Raw genomic sequence first — 17358 nt, forward strand, 5'->3', positions numbered from 1 at the left:
GCGGCGATCATGCGGGACCTGGCGCCGCCGCCGACGCATCGGCCTGCGGACCGCCATGCGCGGCGATCGCGTCCTCGATCTCGCGTGCGGTGACCGGCCCGACCACCTTCTTGGCGACGCGGCCGTCCGGCGCGATCAGATAGGTCATCGGCAAGCCGCGTGGCGTGTCGAAATCCGCCGGGGGGGCGTAGGTATCGACGATCGCGACGGGATAGACCACCGGATGTTCGACCAGGAACGCACGCATCGCCTCCACCTCGATGTCCTCGTAGGCCAGGCCGATCACCTCGATGTGTTCATGCATCGCGTCCAGTGCCGACAACTCCGGCATTTCCTTGAGGCATGGCGCACACCAGGTTGCCCAGAAATTGACCACCACCCACTTGCCGCGGTGCGCGGCAAGGTCATAGCCGGAGCCGTCGATGGCCGGAAGTTTCAACGCCGGCCGGTCCGCCGCGGCGGTTTCGCCATCCGGGCCCGGCGCCGCCACCGGCGGCGGGGCTGTCGGCGTGGTAGCGGCCGGCGCAGCCGCATCAGTGTCGGAGTCCGACCCGGACGTATCCGATGGCTGGCAGGCACACAGCGCGATGGCGACCAGCACGCTGCCCAGCACGGTGATGGAAACAGGATGGCGCATCGATCATTTCTCCTCGGCGTGGATGGTCCCGACGCGGCGCTTGAGCAGGTTGCGCAGCGGCACGCGCAACTCGTCCATGGCGTCCACCGCCGATTGCCCCAATGCATCGTCGCGGCATGGCAGGTGCGCCTCGGCGATCGGGATACGCAAGTGGCAGGCTTCGTACAGCTCGGTCATGGGCAGTTCGTCGAGGTCGCGCGCGAGCAGCCATTCGCCGCCTTCGGCGCGCCGGACCACGTTGATCTCGCCAAGCTGGCCGAGCATGTCCTGCACCAGCGCGTCGGTCAGGATCGGTTCCAGCTGCTGGATCTCGTCGCTGTGCAATCCGCGGCCATGGCGCCGCGCCTCGTTGAATCGCGCGAGCAGGCGCAGCAGGCCGTAGAACTCGTAGCCGTGCGGCAGCCGCATCGACACCGGCTGGTAGCGGAACGCGGAGATCGACGACGCCAGCGACGCGCCCAGCAACACCGCGACCCAGCTCAGGAAAATCCACAGCAGGAAGATCGGCACGAACGCGAGCGTGCCGTAGATCCTCGAGTAGTTGCCGAACGTGCCCAGGTACAGGCCGATGCCGCTCTTGACCAGTTCGAACAGCAGCGTGGCCAGCACCGCACCGGCGATCGCATGGCGCCAGTGCACCGTGCGGTGCGGCACCACCTTGTAGATGCTCGCGATCGCCAGCAGTTCCAGCACCATCGGCGCGGCCCGCAGCATGAAGTCCTCCAGCACGTGTCCGGCGCGGGTATCGAACACCGACAGCGCGAAGAACCGCGCCGACAGCGCCAGGCTGGCCGCCGCCACCAGCGCCCCGAGGGTCAGTACGGTCCAGTACACCAGAAACCGACCCAGTTTCGGCCGATGCGAGTGGACCCGCCAGATCCGGTTGAACGCCGCCTCGACCCCGTTGAGCGTGATCAGCAGCGATACCACCAGCGCGATCACGCCGGCGACGGTCAACTGGCCGGCGTTGGTCGAGAACTGCAGCAGGTAGTCCTCGACCGAGCGCGCGGCGGTCGGCACGAAGTTGGAGAAGATGTAGTCGCTGAGCTTTTCGCTCCACTCGGCGAACAGCGGGAACCCCGACAGCACCCCGAACACCACCATCGACAACGGCACCAGCGCGAACACGGTGGTGAACGACAGCGCGCCGGCGGCCTGGAACAGGTCGTCCTCGGTGAAGCGCTTGGCGAGGAAGCGCAGGAACGCGCCCGCCCGCGCCTTGTCGCGCATGCGGTCGCTCCAGCGGTACAGCGAATCCAGCGGTTCCATTGGCCGGAGGTTAACCGATGGAGTCGAGGCCGGCGCGTGAGCTTGCTCTATCCTTGTCGCCTGCCCTGCACGAGACGCGTCGATGCCCGAGATCCTGGTCCTGTACTACAGCCGCGGCGGTTCGGTCGCGCGGCTGGCCCGGCACGTCGCGCGCGGGATCGGCGAGGTCGAGGGCATGCAGGCGCGCGTGCGCACGGTGCCGCCGGTCGCGGCGGTGACCCAGGCCGCGGCGCCACCGGTTCCGGAAGAGGGCGCGCCCTATGTCGAAGCGCGCGATCTGGATGAATGCGCCGGCCTGCTGCTCGGCAGCCCGACCCGCTTCGGCAACATGGCCGCGCCGCTCAAGCACTGGCTCGACGGGCTTGGCGCGCAGTGGGCCAGCGGCACCCTGGTCGGCAAGCCGGCCGGTGTGTTCACCTCGACCGCGAGCATGCACGGCGGCCAGGAGTCGACCCTGCTGACGATGATGGTGCCGTTGCTGCACCACGGTTGCCTGGTGCTCGGCATCCCCTTCACCGAGCCGCTGCTGAGCACGACCCGCGGCGGCGGCACGCCGTATGGCGCCAGCCATGTCGCCGGGGCCAGCGACGATCCGCAGACCAGCGATGACGAAGCGCACCTGGCGCGCGCGTTGGGCCGCCGCGTCGCGATGGTCGCGGCGAAGCTGGCATGAGCGCGACGTCGCCGCTGCCGCCGGCCAAGCGGATATTGATCGCGAGCCTGATCGCGCTGGTGCTGCTGTATGCGTTCTGGTTCGGCCACGCGCACCCGGACACGGTTGCGCTGCTGGTGTTCGGCTTGCCGCCGGCGCTGTGCGCGTTCGCCGCCTGGCGACGCGCGCGCACCGCCGGGCTGTTGAGCGCGGTGCTCGCGCTGGCATGGTTCAGCCACGGCGTGCTGGTCGCATGGATCCGTCCGGAGGAGCGCGGGCTGGCGTGGATCGAGTTGCTGCTTGCAGTGGTGGTCGTGTTCGCCGCGAGCCTGCCGGGGCTGCGCGCGCGGTTCGCGAAAAGGCGCTAGGGGCGTTGAGGCATTTGTAGGAGCGGCTTCAGCCGCGATCGGATGCCTGGTCGCGCGAACCGGATCGGGATCGCGGCTGAAGCCGCTCCTACAGGGCCGGCGACATGCCAGGTGCCACCGTATAATTCACGCCCCCTTCCGCACCCCGGCGCCCCATGGACCAGCTCTGCATCGTCACCACCGGTGGCACGATCGACAAGATCTACTTCGACGACAAGTCGGACTACCAGATCGGCGAGCCGCAGATCGGGCGCATCCTCGACGAGCTCGGCGTCGCGTTCCGCTACGACGTCGTCCCGATCATGCGCAAGGATTCGCTGCACATCGAGGAGGCCGACCGCGAGTTGATCCGGTCGACCATCGCCGCGCAGGATGCACGCCACGTGCTGGTCACCCACGGCACCGACTCGATGGTCGCCACCGCCAGGGTGCTGGCCAGCATCGAAGGCAAGACCATCGTGCTGACCGGCGCGCTGAACCCGGCGCGTTTCCGCGGTTCGGACGCGGAGTTCAACATCGGCACCGCGGTCGGTGCGGTGCAGTCGCTGCCGGCGGGCGTCTACATCGCGATGAACGGGCGCATCTGGGACCCTGCAAAGGTCCGCAAGAATGTCGAGGCGAACCGGTTCGAGTCGCTGTAACAAAACGCCCCGGCGAACCGGGGCGCTCCGTTACAACGAGCCTGGACAACCAGCCTGCCAGACTGGATCAGAACTCCAGGCCCCAACCGTTGATGTAACCGTCGTCGTAGGTGTAGTTGTCGTTGACCCGCAGCTTCCAGCTGCCATTGAGCGGTTCGCTCGACAGGTCCACGGTGTAATCGCCGATCAGGTCGTTGGCACTGCCACCACCCCGGTTGTGCAGGTTGTAGAGGCTGCCATCGGGCGCGACCAGGTCGACCCGCAGGTCACCGCGGTAGCTGTGGCGGATGTCGACCGACACCACCGCGTCGACCGGCCCATTGCCACTGCGGCCTGACACGCTGATCGGGCTCTCGACCGTGGCGTTGTCGTTGACGTCGTAGTCGGTTGCGTTCTCGTAGGCTTGGCGTTCGTCGCCACCATCGCCGCCGCCGTCGACCACGTAACCGCCCACCAGGCCGACACCGCTGAAGGCCTGGTACGCCTTGACCCGGACATGCCAGGTGCCCGCCTCGGGCGCGGCGAAGCTGCAGGTCTCGGCGTTGCCACTGCGGTACGGCCGGCAGTCGTACGAGCTGTCGGTCGGTGCGCTGCCGAAGTTGACGTACAGGTCGGCGTCGCCGCTGCCGCCGGAAATCGTGAAGTCGAGGTCACTGGCCCCCTGCGGGACGTCCAGCGTGTAGACGACATCGCTGCCCGTGCCGGCCGACAGACCATTCACCGGCACGCCGTTCTCCAGCACGTTGCCCTCGTCCGGCGGATCGGTGTCGCCGCCGCCTTCGGTCTTGGCCAGTTCGCCGAGGAAGGCCAGGCCCAGCTTGGCCAGCGGCACCGAGGCGCTGGCGGTGCCGCCCATGTTGGACAGGGTGTCGTACGGGGTGTGGATGTCGTTGTTGAAGCTGGCCTCGAACATCATCGCCGCCGGGTAGCCTGCGCTGGTCCACGAGGCGTGGTCGGAGCAGCCGTAGCCGCAGGTGTAGGTCCCGCGGGTCAGCCCCAGCGGCGCCAGGTACTCGTCGAAGATGTCGCGCAGGAACTGCTGCAGGTCGGCGTTGGAGTAATCGGTGATCAACTGCATGTCGACCGATGCGCCCGACGCGTAGTTGGTCATGTCCAGCTGCAGCACGCCGACCACGTCCTCGCCCTGGTTGGCGAACGACTGCGCGATCGCGTTGGAACCGCGCAGCCCGACTTCCTCGGCCGCGTAGCCCATGAACTTGACCGTGCGCCGCGGCTTCCAGTCGCCGGCCAGCGCGACCCGGATCACCTCGGTCAGGGTCGCGATGCCGGAGGCGTCGTCGTCGGCACCGGGCGCGTCCATGTTGTCGCCGCTGCCGGAGCTGGAGATGGAGTCGAGGTGGCCGCCGAGCACGACGACCTCGTCGGCCAGGTCGGTGCCTTCGATGGTCAGGATCACCGACGGCTGGGTCGAGCAGTTGCTGCAGTCGGTGAACAGCTCGGCGCTGGCGTCGCTGCGACCGCTGGCGAGCGCCGCCCAGCTGTCGCGGATCCATTCGGCCGACTGGCGGCCGGAGGTGCTGGCGTAGTAGCGGTTCGGATAGTCGTTTGAGAGGTGGTCGATGGTGGCCCGGATGTTGGACTCCTGCACCTGTGGCAGCCACGGACCGACGGTGGCCTGGTTGTCGACGCTGTAGTCGGCGAAGGTCGTGGCGATGGCCTGCGCGCTTTGATCATTGGCGAGGAACGCCTCGGCCTCGTCACGGCTGGCGAACGCGAAGAAGCCGCCGCAGCGATGCTCCTGCGCATGGATCTGCCGGCTCACGGCGGTCAGCTGGTGCGCCTGGATCTGCGAGATCACCAGCGTGTTGCCGATACCGTCGCTCTCGGTGCTGGGCGCACTCGCGATCGTCTGCAGGCCGCGCTGGTAGCTGTCGAGCGAGGTGACGATGTAGACCGGTGCGAAGGGATCGTGCGCGAGCCGCTTGGTCAGTTCGGCGCTGGCATGGCGATGGTCGCCCTGCGCGTGGGCTACGCCCGCGAACAGGGTTGCCGCGACCAGCGCGGCCAGCAATCGGGTATTGCGGTTCATTGGGGCACTCCTTGTGGAACGCCGGTGGCCCGGCGACTTTCCGTGTATGGCGATGGGTCGACAACGCCCCCTGCCCGGATCCCCCTGTCCATCCGGCCGATGCCTCGTACCGGCAATCTTTGCCAGCCCCGTGACGCTACGCGCCCCGGCGCCATGGACTCAAGCTGCAGGCGCAGCAAAACGGCGCACCCGGGCGTGATGCGCGTCATGAAACCGCAATTCGCCGCCGTATCGGGGCGGCACGCGCTCAGAACATCCCGGTTTCCAGCCGCGCCGCTTCGGACATCATGTGGCGCCCCCACGGCGGCTCGAACACCAGGTCGACGTCGGCCTCGGCCACGGTCGGGATCATCTCGATCTTGTCGCGCACGTCCGACACCAGGATCTCGCCCATGCCGCAGCCCGGTGCGGTCAGGGTCATGTCGATGTGCACCAGGCGCTGGCCATCGTGCTCCGGATGCGGCGAGATGGTGGCCGAATAGACCAGCCCGAGGTCGACCACGTTGATCGGGATCTCCGGATCGAAACAGGTGCGCAGCTGCTTCCAGACCAGTTGCTCGACCGCTTCGTCGTCGGCGCCTTCGGCCAGTTCCAGCGGCTCGGCGGGCTCCTTGCCGATGGCGTCGGCGTCCTTGCCGGCGATCCGGAACAGGTTGCCCTCGACGAACACCGTGTAGCTGCCGCCGAGCGCCTGGGTGATGTAGCCGACGCTGCCGGCCGGCAGGTTGACCGCCTCGCCCTGCGGCACGAGGACGGCGGCGCAATCGCGCTCGAAACGGACGGGTTCGCTGCTGCGGGAGTACATGTGGGCGGTGCCGGGTCTGTGGAAACGGAAGTAGGACCATTCTAGTCCAATATGACCCAAACCCCACTCCGGCTATGCTCTGGGGCTGGCCCGGCCGGTGACGGTCGAACGTCAATCCCCGTTCCCAAGGCGCCCTGCATGAGTCCACGTACATGACCGCACACGTTCCCGGCCATCCTGCGAGCCGGACCGCGCGGACATCGATTTCGTGGATGTCATGGCCGTTGCTGGTACTGGGCACGCTCGGCTTCGCCGCGGCGTGGATCACGCTGGGGTTCTACAACGCCTCGCAGAACAGCTGGATGGCGGTGATCGGCGCGCTCGACATTGCCTGGATGCTGCGCCTGGGCCACTGGCCGCGCGGGCCGGCGCGGGTGGCGGTCGCACTGGTCGCCACCGCCGCGATCGTGGTGCTGGCCAACTGGGGCATCATCGCCGCGCAACTGGGCGCCATGCTCGGGCTGACCCCGTGGGCCTCGGCGCTGAAACTCGGGTTCAACCATGCGTGGACGCTGGCGCAGCTGGCCAACGGCGCCTGGGACCTGGCCTGGCTGCTGCTGGCCCTACTGGTGGCGGCGGTCACCGCGCGCTAACCGCTTGCGCCGGCGACGGGCTCAATGCCCGCCGTCGAGCGCCTTCAGTTCCGACACCAGCGCGCTCGCCATCTCGGCGCCGTCGCCGTACAGCATGCGGGTGTTGTCGGCGTAGAACAGCGCGTTCTCGATACCTGCAAAGCCGGTGCCCTTGCCGCGCTTGATCACAATGGTGTTCTTCGCGTTGACGACGTCGAGGATCGGCATGCCGTAGATCGGGCTGGACGGATCGGTCTTGGCCACCGGGTTCACCACGTCGTTGGCACCGATCACCAGGGCGACGTCGGTGTTGGGGAACTCGGGGTTGATGTCGTCCATGTCGGCGATGAGGTCGTAGGGCACACCTGCCTCGGCCAGCAGCACGTTCATGTGGCCCGGCATGCGGCCCGCCACTGGATGGATCGCGAACTTCACCTTGACCCCGCGCTCGATCAACTTCTGGCTCAGCTCCCAGATCTTGTGCTGCGCCTGTGCGACGGCCATGCCGTAGCCCGGGACGATGACGACCCTTTCCGCATACGCCATCATCGCGGCGACGTCGCCGGCCTCGATGGGCTTCTGCGAACCGGCGATCTCCTGCGCTTCCCCGCCACCACCGAAATTGGAAAACAGCACGCCGCTGATCGGCCGGTTCATTGCCTTGGCCATCAACCGGGTCAACAACATGCCGGCGGCGCCGACCATCATGCCGGCGATGATCAGCGCCTGGTTGCCGAGCACGTAGCCCTCGAACGCCACCGCCAGTCCGGTCAACGCGTTGTACAGCGAGATCACCACCGGCATGTCGGCGCCGCCGATCGGCAGCGTCATCAGCACGCCCAGCAGCAGCGCCAGCGCGAAGAACGCGAGGATCACCGGCACCTCCAGCGTCATCACGGCCCAGCCGCCGGCGACCAGCATCGCCACCAGCACCAGCGCGTTGAACAGTTGCTGGCCGGGGAACATCACCCGCCGGTCGAGCCGCCCGTCGAGCTTGGCCCAGGCGATCACCGAGCCCGACAGCGACACCGCGCCGATCGCCGCGCCGAGCACGGCCAATACCAGGGTCAGGGTCGAGGGCATCAGCTCGCTGCCCTGCGCCAGCACCGGCTCGCCCGGCACCAGCGAGGCGTATTTGAGCAACTCGACTGCGCCGATCGCCGCCGCCGAGCCGCCGCCCATGCCGTTGTAGAGGGCGACCATCTGCGGCATGTCGGTGATTGCGACCTTCTTGCCCGACCACCAGGCCGCGCCGGTGCCGATCACCAGCGCGGTCAGGATCAGGCCGAGGTTGTCGAGGTCGAGCAGGAAGGTCGCCGCGGTCGCGATGACCATGCCTGCGCCAGCCCAGCGGATGCCACTGCGCGCGGTCTTCGGCGAGGCCATCCGCTGCAGGCCGAGCAGGAACAGCGTCGCGGCGACGAAGTAGCTCGCCGCGGCGAGCCATTGCGTGCCGCTCACGAAGCATCCCCCTTGGACTTGCCGGCGGGCGGCTTGCTCGACTTGAACATGTCCAGCATCCGCTCGGTTACCACGTAACCGCCGGCGGCGTTGCCCGCGCCCAGCAGCACCGCGACGAATCCGATGGCCTTCTCCAGCGTGGTGTCGGCATGTCCGAGCACCACCATCGCCCCGATCAGGACGATGCCGTGGATGAAGTTGGAGCCCGACATCAGCGGCGTATGCAGGATCACCGGCACCCGCGAGATGATCACGTGGCCGGCGATCGCCGCCAGCATGAAGATGTAGAGCATCGTGAGTGCCTGCGCCACCGAGCCATCGCCCATCGTCCGCCCCTCCATGCAATGTCCCGCGCATCATAACCGCGCCCGGAATGCGCGGCAGGACGGCGCCCCGGGGGTTCCAACGGCATGTCAACCACCGGCGGGTCCGCGCGTTTCCCCTTGCAGCAGGGAGCGCCCTATATGCTCGACCCCGTGAGCCAGCACGCCGATGACAACCCGTCCACCGTGTCGATCCACTCGACTGCCGCGCACGAACCCGCGCCGGCAGCGCAGGACTACGCCTCGCTCGACCACTTCCTGGCCAGCATCGGCACGCGTGCGTTCCGTTTCGCCGAGATCGGCCTGCGCCAGCGCGAGGACTCGCTGGACGCGGTGCAGGACGCGATGATGAAGATGCTCAAGTACCAGGACCGGCCCTCGGCCGAATGGACGCCACTGTTCTGGAGCATCCTGCGCAGCCGCATCGTCGACATCCAGCGCCGACGCACGTTCCGGTTGCGCTGGCTGGCGCCCAGCCTGGAGCGCGACGACGGCAGCATGCCGGACTGGACCGACGACGGTCCCGACCCGTCACGCACGCACGATGGCCGCGAAGCGTATGCGCGCCTGTCAGAAGCCGTGGCAGGGCTGCCGCGGCGCCAGCGCGAGGCCTTCAGCCTGCGCATCCTGGAGGAGCTCGACGTCGCCACCACCGCGCAGGCGATGGGCTGCAGCGAGGGCTCGGTCAAGACCCACCTGTCGCGCGCACGCGATGCGCTGCAGAAGCAACTGGAGGACTGGCGATGAACCATCCCGACACCCGTTTCGACCGTGACGCCCGCGACTGCCACGCACAGGCGCTGGACCACGTCTCCCCACAGATCCGTGCACGCTTGCGCGAGGCCCGTCGTGCCGCCCTGGCGCCGACGCCGACGCCACACCGCTTCGGCTGGCTGCTCGCCGGCGGCACCGCCGCGGCCGCACTCGCGCTCATGCTTGCTTCGCAGTTGCAAACGATGACGTCGGACACCGTCCCCACGCCCCGGATGGCCAGCACCGACGATGCGGTCGCGGCGCCTGCGCTGGACCCGCTCGAACGCGCCAGCCAGCGCGCCGAGATCGACAGCGAAATCGACGGCATGCTCGCGGCACTCGACGAGAACCCCGACCTCTACCTGTGGCTGGCGGCGAACGACGACGCCCTGCCCCCGCCTTCGGAATACTGACCATGAACCACCCGACCCGCAGCGCCCCCACCTTCCGCTCCAACACGCGACCACGCCACTTCGGCTGGATGCTGCTGGCAGCCCTCGCAATCAGCCCATGCTTCGCGCTGGCCGCGCCGCAGCAGGCAATGCCGGCCTGGGACGAATTGAGCGCGGCCCAGCGCGAGCAGTTGATCGCACCCATCCGCGAACGCTGGAATTCCGAACCCGAACAACGCCCCCGCCTGCTCGAACGCGCCCGGCGCTGGCAGGAGATGACGCCGGAACAGCGACGCCACGCCCATCGCGGCGTCCGCCGCTGGCAGCACATGTCGCCGGAACAGCGCACCGAAGCACGTGCGCTCTACCACCGCATGCGCAGCCTCGACGACGCCGGACGCAAGGCGCTCAAGGCCGAATGGCGCGCGATGACGCCGGAACAGCGCAACGCCTGGGTAACGGCACACCCCGCGCCGGAGCGCGACGGCGGGGAATAGCTGCTACGCGGTGGCGGCGGCCGGTGCGGCCTGCGCCTCGCCGGCACGTTCCGGCCACACCGTCTTCGCCAGCAATTCATCATCCCAGTCGAACGCCAGCGCGCCATCGCGCAGCAACAGGCTGGCGAAATTGAACACGTTGCGGGCATACATCTCGCTGGCATGGACCGCCCCGCTGCTGGCGAGGTTGAGCGGTCCGGCGACGGTCACGCCGCCGACATCGATCGTTTCGCCCGGACGGGTCGCCTCGCAGTTGCCGCCACTCTCGGCCGCGAGGTCGACGATCACGCTGCCCGGCTTCATGCCGGCCACCATTTCCGCACTGACGATCTTCGGCGCCGGCCGCCCCGGCACCGCCGCGGTGGTAACGACCACGTCGATTCCCTTGAGGTGCTCACCGAGGCGACGCTGTTGTTCGGCGCGTTCCTCGTCGGTCAGCTGGCGCGCGTAGCCGCCCTCGCCCGCGGCACTGACGCCGAGGTCCAGGAACTTGCCGCCGAGCGATTCGATCTGCTCGCGGGTCTCCGGCCGCACGTCGAAACCCTCCACCTGCGCGCCGAGCCGCCGCGCGGTCGCGATGGCCTGCAGGCCGGCGACGCCGGCACCGACCACCAGCACCTTGGACGGCCGGATCGTGCCCGCGGCAGTGGTCAGCATCGGGAAGAAGCGCGGCGCCAACTGGGCCGCGATCAGCACCGCCTTGTAGCCGGCCATGCCGGCCTGGGAGCTGAGCGCGTCCATCGATTGTGCGCGTGTCGTACGTGGCAACCGTTCAAGCGGGAATGCCGTCAGCCCGCGGCCGGTGATCGCCCCAGCCCGCTCCGGATCGGCCTGCGGCGCGAGCAGGCCGACCAGCACCGTCCCTTCGCGAAGCTGCTGCAGGCGCGCGACGGCAGGCGGCTGGACACACAGCACCAGGTCGGCCTCGTCCAGCGCGGCGGCGGCATCGGCAACCGGCTCCGCACCGGCCCCGGCATAGGCATCGTCGACAAACCCGGAGGCGAAACCGGCGCCGCGCTCGATCCGGACCCGCGCACCCCCGGCCACCAGCTTCTTCGCCGTTTCCGGGGTCAGCGCAACCCGGCGCTCGCCGGGCGCGGTCTCGCGGGCGACACCAATCGTGATCCTTGCCTCGGCCATGCGCACGCTCCGTACCGGTTCGCCGCATCGTAGCGAATGCCCCGCACCGATGCGATCGCGTCGGTGCGCGCGGTGGCAGCTCCGGGGATCAGTGGCGGGGGGTAGTGGCGCTGTCGAGCTGCTCGCGCATGTGGCGCATGGCCTGCTCGAACGCGGTCGGCTCACACCCGACCTGCAGGCGACCGACGGCGGACAGCCGCGCCAGTTCCTCGACCGATGCGACCAGCACCCGCAAGCCGCGCCGGTTGACCATCAACCGGCGCCGGGTCAGCGGGCTGGTCCAGGCGACCTTGGCATCGACCACTTCGCCCTGCAGGTCGGTCAACTGCAGCCAGTCGCCCGGCTGCAGCTTGCCCATGCGCTCGAGCACGACCGGATCGATTCGCGCGGCGTCGGTTGCAGCATCCAGCCACACTCCGCGTTCGGCCGCGTCGTCCTCGGCCTGCGAGGCCGGTGGCGGATGCAGGTCGCGCGGTGCATTCGGATAGACCAGGCCTTTCACCAGCACCGCCAAGCCGTGCTCGGCGGCGCTGTGGTCGAGCCCGGAACTGCCCAGGCAGGCAACGATCGCCGGCTCCAGCGCGAGCAGTCGCTCGGCCAGGTCGCGGCCGCGGCCGTCGGCGGCGATCCGGTCGGCCTCGACCAGCGCATCGCCGAGGCGCACGGCCTGGCCGAACGACTCGCTTTCATCGCCATCGCGCAGCAGGGTCTGGACCAGGTGGTGGCGCCACGAGGTGCCGAGAAATTCGGACACCGCGTGGCTCAGCGGCGGCGCCGCCACGCGCCGCGCCAGCACTGCGTCGGCCTGTTCGCGCGCATGGTTGAGGCGCTCGCGGCCGAACGTCGCCTTGGCCGCGCGCTCGGCCTGCAACTCGATCCGGCGACGCTGTTGCTGCAGCAGCGCGTCGAGTTCCGCGTGGGCGGTCTCGAAAATCGCCAGGTCCTCGTTGTACTCCGATACCACGCGCTGCGAAGCCGCGGCGGCGCGATCGAGCAGCTCACGTTCCTGCGGGGTTTCTGCGCGATTGCCGGCACAGGCCTCCGTGATGGCGTCCAGCAGGCGTCGTGCCGGGTGGGCCGGTTCCACGAACAATGCCTGGTCGGTCATCGCCACCTTGACGTACGGGAGCACCAGCCGCGCATACAACCGGCGCGCGCGATCCTGCAGCTGGTGGCTGGTGAACAGCGAGTCGAACAGCAGCGCGACCAGGTCGATCGCGTCCTCTTCCTGCACGCTGAAACTGATCTTCTCGGGATCCAGCCCAAGCCGGCGCGAACCGTCGTTGAGCTGGTCGCGGATGGTGCCGGCGAGGCGACCGGACCCGGCCAGCGCGCGGGCGAACACGTCGGCCGGCTCGCCCTGCAGCAACGAAGCGACGCTGACGATTTCATCGACCCGCAACTGGCGGCGCGCAGTCGCTGGCGGAGCGGTCGCCTGCGAAGTTTCCGCCTGCTGCCGCTGCTCCGCAGCGGGCTTGAGCGACCCTTCGCGCCATGCGTGCAGCATGCTGCGCAATTCCCCGAGCTCGGCCGGGCTGGCGCTGTCGCCAACGCCTTGGTATCCATAGCCTTGGGCAGGTGCGGCGGCCCCGTAATAGCCGCTCCCATCGGCACCCGGCGCGACCGGACCACCCGCATGACCCGGAGCGCCACCATGCCCCCCGGACCCGGCGTCCATGCCCGGGGCGGAGTGGTTCCCGCCGCCCGTGCCGCCGGTACCCGGGTGCGGGCGAATCGACATCTGGCCGCGCGGGGGCAGCACGTCCACCCCATAACCATTGCCCGCCAGCAACGTGTTGACCTTTGCGTACAGCTCGCCCAGCAGCCGCACCAGCTCCTTTTCGTACTGGGTGAACAACAGCACCCGCAGCGCGGCAGGCACCTGTTCGTCGCTGAAGGTTTCCACGAAGGCGGTCGCGAGCCGCAAAGGCCCGACCGGGTTGACCGGCTTGGGCAGGCCAAGCGCCGAGGCGACCGCGTGCAGGCGCCCGTCCATGGCTTCCAGTGGAGCGGCGTAGCGGTGTTCCACCACCTCGGCCAGGGCCTGCCCGGCGAGGTGGAAGTCGATCTGGCTTTCGTCGATCAGGCCGAGCGGCAGGTCGCCGCGGCTGCGGATGCGAAGCGCGCGGAAATCATCGAACCCCTGCGCCACCTGCTGGCGATAGCGCATCACGTGGACGGCATGGTGCTGGCGCAGTACCCACAGTGCGGCCTGGTTCTGGTACAGGATCTGCGGGGTATCCGGCGCCTCGTCGTTGCGGGCGGCGGCCTTCAGCGCGTCCTCCACCGGTTCGTACAAGCCTCCCGGCAATCCGCCGAGTTGCTCCAGCGCGAGGCGCTTGATCTCTTCGAGCGTACGCATGGGATCCGTACGCGTCGCGGGGGCGACGCCGAGCGGCTGTGTGGACACGTTTGCTCCCCAGACGATGTGACGCGGACGCGTCCATTCGGGACGCTCAGCGCAGCATAGTGGCAAGATACGACAGCAATTCCGCCTGCTTCCAAACCTGTGACCGATGTCGCCAAATGACCGTGGTCGGTTCGACAATGCCTCCGCCCGTCGGCTCGATTCCGATCCCTCCGATCCCCTCGCCCGGCTGGATGCGCGCCGATCGGTGCCTTTCCTGCAGTTGCAGGCGCCCGGACCGGACCCGGCGACGCTGCTGCGGCTGCTGGGTAGCGCCGTGCGGGTGCCGGACCATGGCAAGCGGGTGCCGTTCCGCTTCCTGAGCCTGCGTGGCGAGGCGCGGCGGGTGTTCGGCGAACGCCTGGCCGCGCGCCATGCAGAAGTCGATCCCGACGCCAGCCCGGCACTGCTCGACAAGGACCGCGACCGCTACCTGCACGCGCCGCTGATCGTCGTGGCGATCGCGCGACTGGGCGAGGACGCGAAGATTCCCGAACAGGAGCGCCTGCTCAGTGCTGGCTGCACCTGTTTCGCGCTGTTGCAGGGCGCGCAGGCGCTCGGCTTCCGTGGCTGCTGGCTGACCGGCTGGGCCGCGTACGACCGCGGTGTCGCGGACCTGCTCGGGCTGGACGCGGACGAGCGCGTGATCGGCTTCATCCACCTGGGCACGCCGAAGATCGAGGTGCCCGAGCGTGATCGGCCCGACCCCGCGGAGCTGCTTCGCGAGTGGACCGCGTGAGCGCCGTCGCGGTCGCACCCCACCGCACCCTCTATCTGGTCGACGCCAGCCTGTACGTGTTCCGGGCCTGGCACTCGATGCCGGACGAATTCCGCGATGCCGACGGCTGGCCGACCAATGCGGTCCACGGCTTCGCCCGCTTCCTGCTGGAACTGCTCGACCGGGCCCGCCCGCAGCACATCGCCATCGCCTTCGACGAGGCGCTCGATTCGTGCTTCCGCAAGGCCCTCTACCCCGCCTACAAGGCCAACCGCGATCCGGCGCCGGAAGAACTGAAGCGCCAGTTCGCGCATTGCCGCGCGCTGTGCGTGGCGCTCGGCCTCAGCGTGCTCGGCCACCGCGAGTACGAGGCCGACGACCTCATCGGCAGCGCCTGCCACGGCTCGCGCGCACATGGGTTCCGCTCGGTGATCGTGTCGGCCGACAAGGACCTGTCGCAGCTGCTCGGCACCCACGACGAGCAGTGGGATTTCGCCCGCGGCCAGCGATGGGGCGCCGACGGCGTGCCGGCACGGCATGGCGTCGAGGCCCGGCAGATGGCCGACTACCTGGCCCTGTGTGGCGACGCCGTCGACAACATCCCGGGCGTGCCCGGCATTGGTGCCAAGACCGCGGCCGCGTTGCTGGCGCATTTCGACACGCTGGATGCATTGCTGGAACGCGTCGAGGAGATCCCGTTCCTGCGCCTGCGCGGCGCCAAGGCCTGCGCCGAACGGCTGCGGCTGCATCGCGAGCAGGCGCTGTTGTGCCGGCAGTTGTCGACGATCGCGTGCGACGTGGCACTGGACGGCGCCGACCGCCACTTCGTCCGCGGCGACGCCGATCGCGAGGGGCTGGTTGCGTTGTGCGACAGCCTGCGGTTCGGTCCGATGACCCGCCGCCGGCTACATGACGCGGCCGGCCTCGAGTTCGCCCCGCCTGTGTAGGAGCGGCTTCAGCCGCGATCTGGAGCCGGCGCGAGCGAACGATTGCCTGATCGCGGCTGAAGCCGCTCCTACAAGAGCCCGGCAGGGATCCGCGCCCAGCGCAACCATCGCTCGTGCTGGTCGACGGGCGCGGTTACGATCATGGGCATGACCGAACACGACGACGCCCCGGAAATCCTCTACGACGGCCAGTGGCTGCGCATGGTCCGCCGCGGGCACTGGGAATACGCCGAACGTACCCACGGCAACGGCATGGCGGTGATCATCATCGCGGTCACGCCCGGCGACGACGTGTTGTTCGTCGAGCAGTACCGGGTACCGCTGGGTGCACGCACGATCGAGATGCCGGCCGGGCTGGTCGGCGACGACCACGCGCATGACACCCTGGAATCCGCCGCGCGGCGCGAGCTGGTCGAGGAAACCGGCTGGGAGCCCGCGCGGGTCGACGTGCTGCTGGTCGGACCGACCTCCTCGGGCATGAGCAGCGAGCGCATCGCGTTCGTGCGTGCGCGCAACCTGGCAAAGGTCGGCGAAGGCGGCGGAGTCGACAGCGAGGACATCACCGTGCACAAGGTGCCGCGCGCGCAGGCGCCGGCGTGGCTGATGCAGAAGCAGGCCGAGGGCTTCGAACTCGACCTCAAGCTGTGGGCCGGGTTGTGGATGATCGACCACAACCCCGACGGCTCGCCGGTGTAGGAGCGGCTTCAGCCGCGATCGGGGATCGGTACGAGCGAACGGTTCCCGATCGCGGATGAAGCCGCTCCTGCAGGTAGCTTGTCTTTACCCGGCGAAACCGTCGGTCGCGCGCACCAGCGCGTCGATGTTCTCGGCTTCGAACGCGGAGTGGCCCGACGCCGGGGTGATCGCCAGTTCCGCCTTCGGCCAGGCCTTGTGCAGGTCCCAGGCATTGCGCACGGGGCAGACCACGTCGTAGCGGCCGTGCACGATGACGCCGGGGATGTCGGCGATGTTGCCGGCGTCGCGCAGCAGCTGGTCGTCGACCTCGAAGAAGCCGCTGTTGACGAAGTAGTGGTTCTCGATCCGGGCGAATGCCAGCGCGAACTTCGGATCCTCGTGGCTGTTGGCGAAGTCCTCGTCGATATGCAGGAAGCTGGTCGCGCCCTCCCACACGCTCCAGGCCTTGGCCGCGGCCAGCCGGGTCTTCTCGTCGTCGCTGGTCAGGCGCCGGTGGAACGCGCTGATCAGGTCGTGCCGCTCGACCACCGGGATCGCCTTGAGGTAGTGCTCCCAGGCTTCCGGGAACAGCCGGTTGGCGCCCTCCTGGTAGAACCATTCCAGTTCCCAGCGGCGCAGCATGAAGATGCCGCGCAGAACCAGTTCGGTGACCCGCTTCGGGTGCTTCTCGGCATAGGCCAACGCCAGGGTCGAGCCCCAGCTGCCGCCGAACACCTGCCATTTGTCGACGTCGAGCTTGACCCGCAGCTTCTCGATGTCCTCGACCAGGTGCCAAGTGGTGTTGTCGACCAGGTCCGCATGCGGGGTGGAGCGGCCGCTGCCGCGCTGGTCGAACAGGATGATCCGGTACCTTTCGGGATCGTGGAAACGCCGCATCTTGCTGCTGCAGCCGCCGCCCGGACCACCGTGCAACAACACCACCGGCTTGCCGTCGGGATTGCCGCACTGCTCGTAGTACAGCGTGTGGCGCTCGTCGACCTTGAGGGTGCCGGTGTCGTAGGGCTGGATTTCGGGATACAGGGTGCGCATG

19 protein-coding genes are annotated in these 17358 nt (G+C 68.8%); 10 read left to right on the forward strand and 9 right to left on the reverse strand.

Features of this window, described 5'->3' with window-relative positions; genetic code table 11:
• Window positions 1-7: 7 nt before the first annotated feature.
• On the reverse strand, window positions 8-637 hold the full coding sequence (locus ACT9F5_RS05945; RefSeq protein WP_445118971.1) for a redoxin domain-containing protein: 630 nt from the start codon (window positions 635-637) through the stop codon (window positions 8-10).
• Between the two features lie 3 nt (window positions 638-640).
• A complete protein-coding gene (locus tag ACT9F5_RS05950; protein ID WP_445118972.1) occupies window positions 641-1906 on the reverse strand; it encodes a YihY family inner membrane protein in 1266 nt (421 codons plus the stop codon).
• Between the two features lie 82 nt (window positions 1907-1988).
• On the opposite strand from ACT9F5_RS05950, the gene wrbA reads away from it, so the two are divergent.
• From wrbA to ACT9F5_RS05965, 3 genes are all read left to right on the forward strand, one after another.
• The gene (wrbA, locus tag ACT9F5_RS05955; protein WP_445118973.1) at window positions 1989-2579 is read left to right on the forward strand and encodes an NAD(P)H:quinone oxidoreductase; all 591 of its coding nucleotides are present in this window, start codon (window positions 1989-1991) and stop codon (window positions 2577-2579) included.
• A complete protein-coding gene (locus tag ACT9F5_RS05960) occupies window positions 2576-2926 on the forward strand; it encodes a DUF2069 domain-containing protein (protein WP_445118974.1) in 351 nt (116 codons plus the stop codon). The genes wrbA and ACT9F5_RS05960 overlap by 4 nt, the downstream gene beginning before the upstream one ends.
• Window positions 2927-3081: 155 nt before the next feature.
• On the forward strand, window positions 3082-3567 hold the full coding sequence (locus ACT9F5_RS05965; RefSeq protein WP_445118975.1) for an asparaginase domain-containing protein: 486 nt from the start codon (window positions 3082-3084) through the stop codon (window positions 3565-3567).
• Between the two features lie 67 nt (window positions 3568-3634).
• Here ACT9F5_RS05965 and ACT9F5_RS05970 read toward each other — a convergent pair whose 3' ends face one another.
• Together ACT9F5_RS05970 and sufT are read right to left on the reverse strand one after the other, a co-directional pair.
• Window positions 3635-5617 carry a M20/M25/M40 family metallo-hydrolase gene (locus tag ACT9F5_RS05970; RefSeq protein ID WP_445118976.1) on the reverse strand — a complete coding sequence of 661 codons (1983 nt, stop codon included), beginning with the start codon at window positions 5615-5617 and terminating at the stop codon, window positions 3635-3637.
• A gap of 247 nt (window positions 5618-5864) precedes the next feature.
• Window positions 5865-6422, reverse strand: a complete 558-nt coding sequence (gene sufT, locus ACT9F5_RS05975) for a putative Fe-S cluster assembly protein SufT (RefSeq protein ID WP_445100753.1) — start codon at window positions 6420-6422, stop codon at window positions 5865-5867.
• 212 nt (window positions 6423-6634) lie between these two features.
• Here sufT and ACT9F5_RS05980 point away from each other — a divergent pair, with 212 nt between their 5' ends.
• Window positions 6635-7015, forward strand: coding sequence for a hypothetical protein (locus tag ACT9F5_RS05980; RefSeq protein ID WP_445118977.1), 381 nt, complete (start codon window positions 6635-6637; stop codon window positions 7013-7015).
• Between the two features lie 21 nt (window positions 7016-7036).
• Here ACT9F5_RS05980 and ACT9F5_RS05985 read toward each other — a convergent pair whose 3' ends face one another.
• Together ACT9F5_RS05985 and ACT9F5_RS05990 are read right to left on the reverse strand one after the other, a co-directional pair.
• Window positions 7037-8455, reverse strand: a complete 1419-nt coding sequence (locus tag ACT9F5_RS05985) for an NAD(P)(+) transhydrogenase (Re/Si-specific) subunit beta (protein ID WP_445118978.1) — start codon at window positions 8453-8455, stop codon at window positions 7037-7039.
• Entirely contained in the window at window positions 8452-8781 is a 330-nt protein-coding gene (locus tag ACT9F5_RS05990; RefSeq protein WP_445118979.1) for a proton-translocating transhydrogenase family protein, read from the reverse strand. Before ACT9F5_RS05990 ends, ACT9F5_RS05985 begins: the two co-directional genes overlap by 4 nt.
• Window positions 8782-8919: 138 nt before the next feature.
• Between ACT9F5_RS05990 and ACT9F5_RS05995 the strand changes: the two genes are divergently transcribed.
• The 3 genes from ACT9F5_RS05995 to ACT9F5_RS06005 are packed head-to-tail and all read left to right on the forward strand — an operon-like array spanning window position 8920 to window position 10420.
• Window positions 8920-9525 carry an RNA polymerase sigma factor gene (locus tag ACT9F5_RS05995; RefSeq protein ID WP_445118980.1) on the forward strand — a complete coding sequence of 202 codons (606 nt, stop codon included), beginning with the start codon at window positions 8920-8922 and terminating at the stop codon, window positions 9523-9525.
• Entirely contained in the window at window positions 9522-9944 is a 423-nt protein-coding gene (locus tag ACT9F5_RS06000; protein ID WP_445118981.1) for a hypothetical protein, read from the forward strand. The genes ACT9F5_RS05995 and ACT9F5_RS06000 overlap by 4 nt, the downstream gene beginning before the upstream one ends.
• Before the next feature lie 2 nt (window positions 9945-9946).
• Window positions 9947-10420: a DUF3106 domain-containing protein gene (locus ACT9F5_RS06005; RefSeq protein ID WP_445118982.1), complete on the forward strand. Its 474-nt coding sequence runs from the start codon at window positions 9947-9949 to the stop codon at window positions 10418-10420.
• 3 nt (window positions 10421-10423) lie between these two features.
• On the opposite strand, the gene ACT9F5_RS06010 is transcribed toward ACT9F5_RS06005, so the two are convergent.
• Together ACT9F5_RS06010 and ACT9F5_RS06015 are read right to left on the reverse strand one after the other, a co-directional pair.
• Window positions 10424-11560, reverse strand: coding sequence for an NAD(P) transhydrogenase subunit alpha (locus tag ACT9F5_RS06010; RefSeq protein ID WP_445118983.1), 1137 nt, complete (start codon window positions 11558-11560; stop codon window positions 10424-10426).
• A gap of 88 nt (window positions 11561-11648) precedes the next feature.
• A complete protein-coding gene (locus ACT9F5_RS06015; protein WP_445118984.1) occupies window positions 11649-13922 on the reverse strand; it encodes a DUF1631 family protein in 2274 nt (757 codons plus the stop codon).
• 154 nt (window positions 13923-14076) lie between these two features.
• Here ACT9F5_RS06015 and ACT9F5_RS06020 point away from each other — a divergent pair, with 154 nt between their 5' ends.
• The 3 genes from ACT9F5_RS06020 (at window position 14077) to ACT9F5_RS06030 (ending at window position 16328) form a co-directional block, all read left to right on the forward strand.
• Window positions 14077-14706 carry a nitroreductase family protein gene (locus ACT9F5_RS06020; RefSeq protein ID WP_445118985.1) on the forward strand — a complete coding sequence of 210 codons (630 nt, stop codon included), beginning with the start codon at window positions 14077-14079 and terminating at the stop codon, window positions 14704-14706.
• Window positions 14694-15632 (forward strand): 5'-3' exonuclease H3TH domain-containing protein, encoded by a 939-nt coding sequence (locus ACT9F5_RS06025; RefSeq protein WP_445118986.1) that lies wholly within the window; start codon window positions 14694-14696, stop codon window positions 15630-15632. The genes ACT9F5_RS06020 and ACT9F5_RS06025 overlap by 13 nt, the downstream gene beginning before the upstream one ends.
• Before the next feature lie 147 nt (window positions 15633-15779).
• Entirely contained in the window at window positions 15780-16328 is a 549-nt protein-coding gene (locus tag ACT9F5_RS06030) for an NUDIX domain-containing protein (protein ID WP_445118987.1), read from the forward strand.
• Window positions 16329-16412: 84 nt separating this feature from the next.
• On the opposite strand, the gene pip is transcribed toward ACT9F5_RS06030, so the two are convergent.
• Window positions 16413-17357 carry a prolyl aminopeptidase gene (pip, locus tag ACT9F5_RS06035; RefSeq protein WP_445118988.1) on the reverse strand — a complete coding sequence of 315 codons (945 nt, stop codon included), beginning with the start codon at window positions 17355-17357 and terminating at the stop codon, window positions 16413-16415.
• Between the last annotated feature and the right edge of the window lies 1 nt (window position 17358).

This window comes from Lysobacter sp. F6437 (genome assembly GCF_052547215.1).

What these genes read in the sequence shown, in the direction of transcription:
- ACT9F5_RS05945 (WP_445118971.1), bottom strand. Translation starts at nt 637, where the DNA reads ATGCGCCATCCTGTTTCCATCACCGTGCTGGGCAGCGTGCTGGTCGCC.
- ACT9F5_RS05950 (WP_445118972.1), bottom strand. Translation starts at nt 1,906, where the DNA reads ATGGAACCGCTGGATTCGCTGTACCGCTGGAGCGACCGCATGCGCGAC.
- wrbA (WP_445118973.1), top strand. Translation starts at nt 1,989, where the DNA reads ATGCCCGAGATCCTGGTCCTGTACTACAGCCGCGGCGGTTCGGTCGCG.
- ACT9F5_RS05960 (WP_445118974.1), top strand. Translation starts at nt 2,576, where the DNA reads ATGAGCGCGACGTCGCCGCTGCCGCCGGCCAAGCGGATATTGATCGCG.
- ACT9F5_RS05965 (WP_445118975.1), top strand. Translation starts at nt 3,082, where the DNA reads ATGGACCAGCTCTGCATCGTCACCACCGGTGGCACGATCGACAAGATC.
- ACT9F5_RS05970 (WP_445118976.1), bottom strand. Translation starts at nt 5,617, where the DNA reads ATGAACCGCAATACCCGATTGCTGGCCGCGCTGGTCGCGGCAACCCTG.
- sufT (WP_445100753.1), bottom strand. Translation starts at nt 6,422, where the DNA reads ATGTACTCCCGCAGCAGCGAACCCGTCCGTTTCGAGCGCGATTGCGCC.
- ACT9F5_RS05980 (WP_445118977.1), top strand. Translation starts at nt 6,635, where the DNA reads ATGTCATGGCCGTTGCTGGTACTGGGCACGCTCGGCTTCGCCGCGGCG.
- ACT9F5_RS05990 (WP_445118979.1), bottom strand. Translation starts at nt 8,781, where the DNA reads ATGGGCGATGGCTCGGTGGCGCAGGCACTCACGATGCTCTACATCTTC.
- ACT9F5_RS05995 (WP_445118980.1), top strand. Translation starts at nt 8,920, where the DNA reads ATGCTCGACCCCGTGAGCCAGCACGCCGATGACAACCCGTCCACCGTG.
- ACT9F5_RS06000 (WP_445118981.1), top strand. Translation starts at nt 9,522, where the DNA reads ATGAACCATCCCGACACCCGTTTCGACCGTGACGCCCGCGACTGCCAC.
- ACT9F5_RS06005 (WP_445118982.1), top strand. Translation starts at nt 9,947, where the DNA reads ATGAACCACCCGACCCGCAGCGCCCCCACCTTCCGCTCCAACACGCGA.
- ACT9F5_RS06010 (WP_445118983.1), bottom strand. Translation starts at nt 11,560, where the DNA reads ATGGCCGAGGCAAGGATCACGATTGGTGTCGCCCGCGAGACCGCGCCC.
- ACT9F5_RS06015 (WP_445118984.1), bottom strand. Translation starts at nt 13,922, where the DNA reads ATGCGTACGCTCGAAGAGATCAAGCGCCTCGCGCTGGAGCAACTCGGC.
- ACT9F5_RS06020 (WP_445118985.1), top strand. Translation starts at nt 14,077, where the DNA reads ATGTCGCCAAATGACCGTGGTCGGTTCGACAATGCCTCCGCCCGTCGG.
- ACT9F5_RS06030 (WP_445118987.1), top strand. Translation starts at nt 15,780, where the DNA reads ATGACCGAACACGACGACGCCCCGGAAATCCTCTACGACGGCCAGTGG.
- pip (WP_445118988.1), bottom strand. Translation starts at nt 17,357, where the DNA reads ATGCGCACCCTGTATCCCGAAATCCAGCCCTACGACACCGGCACCCTC.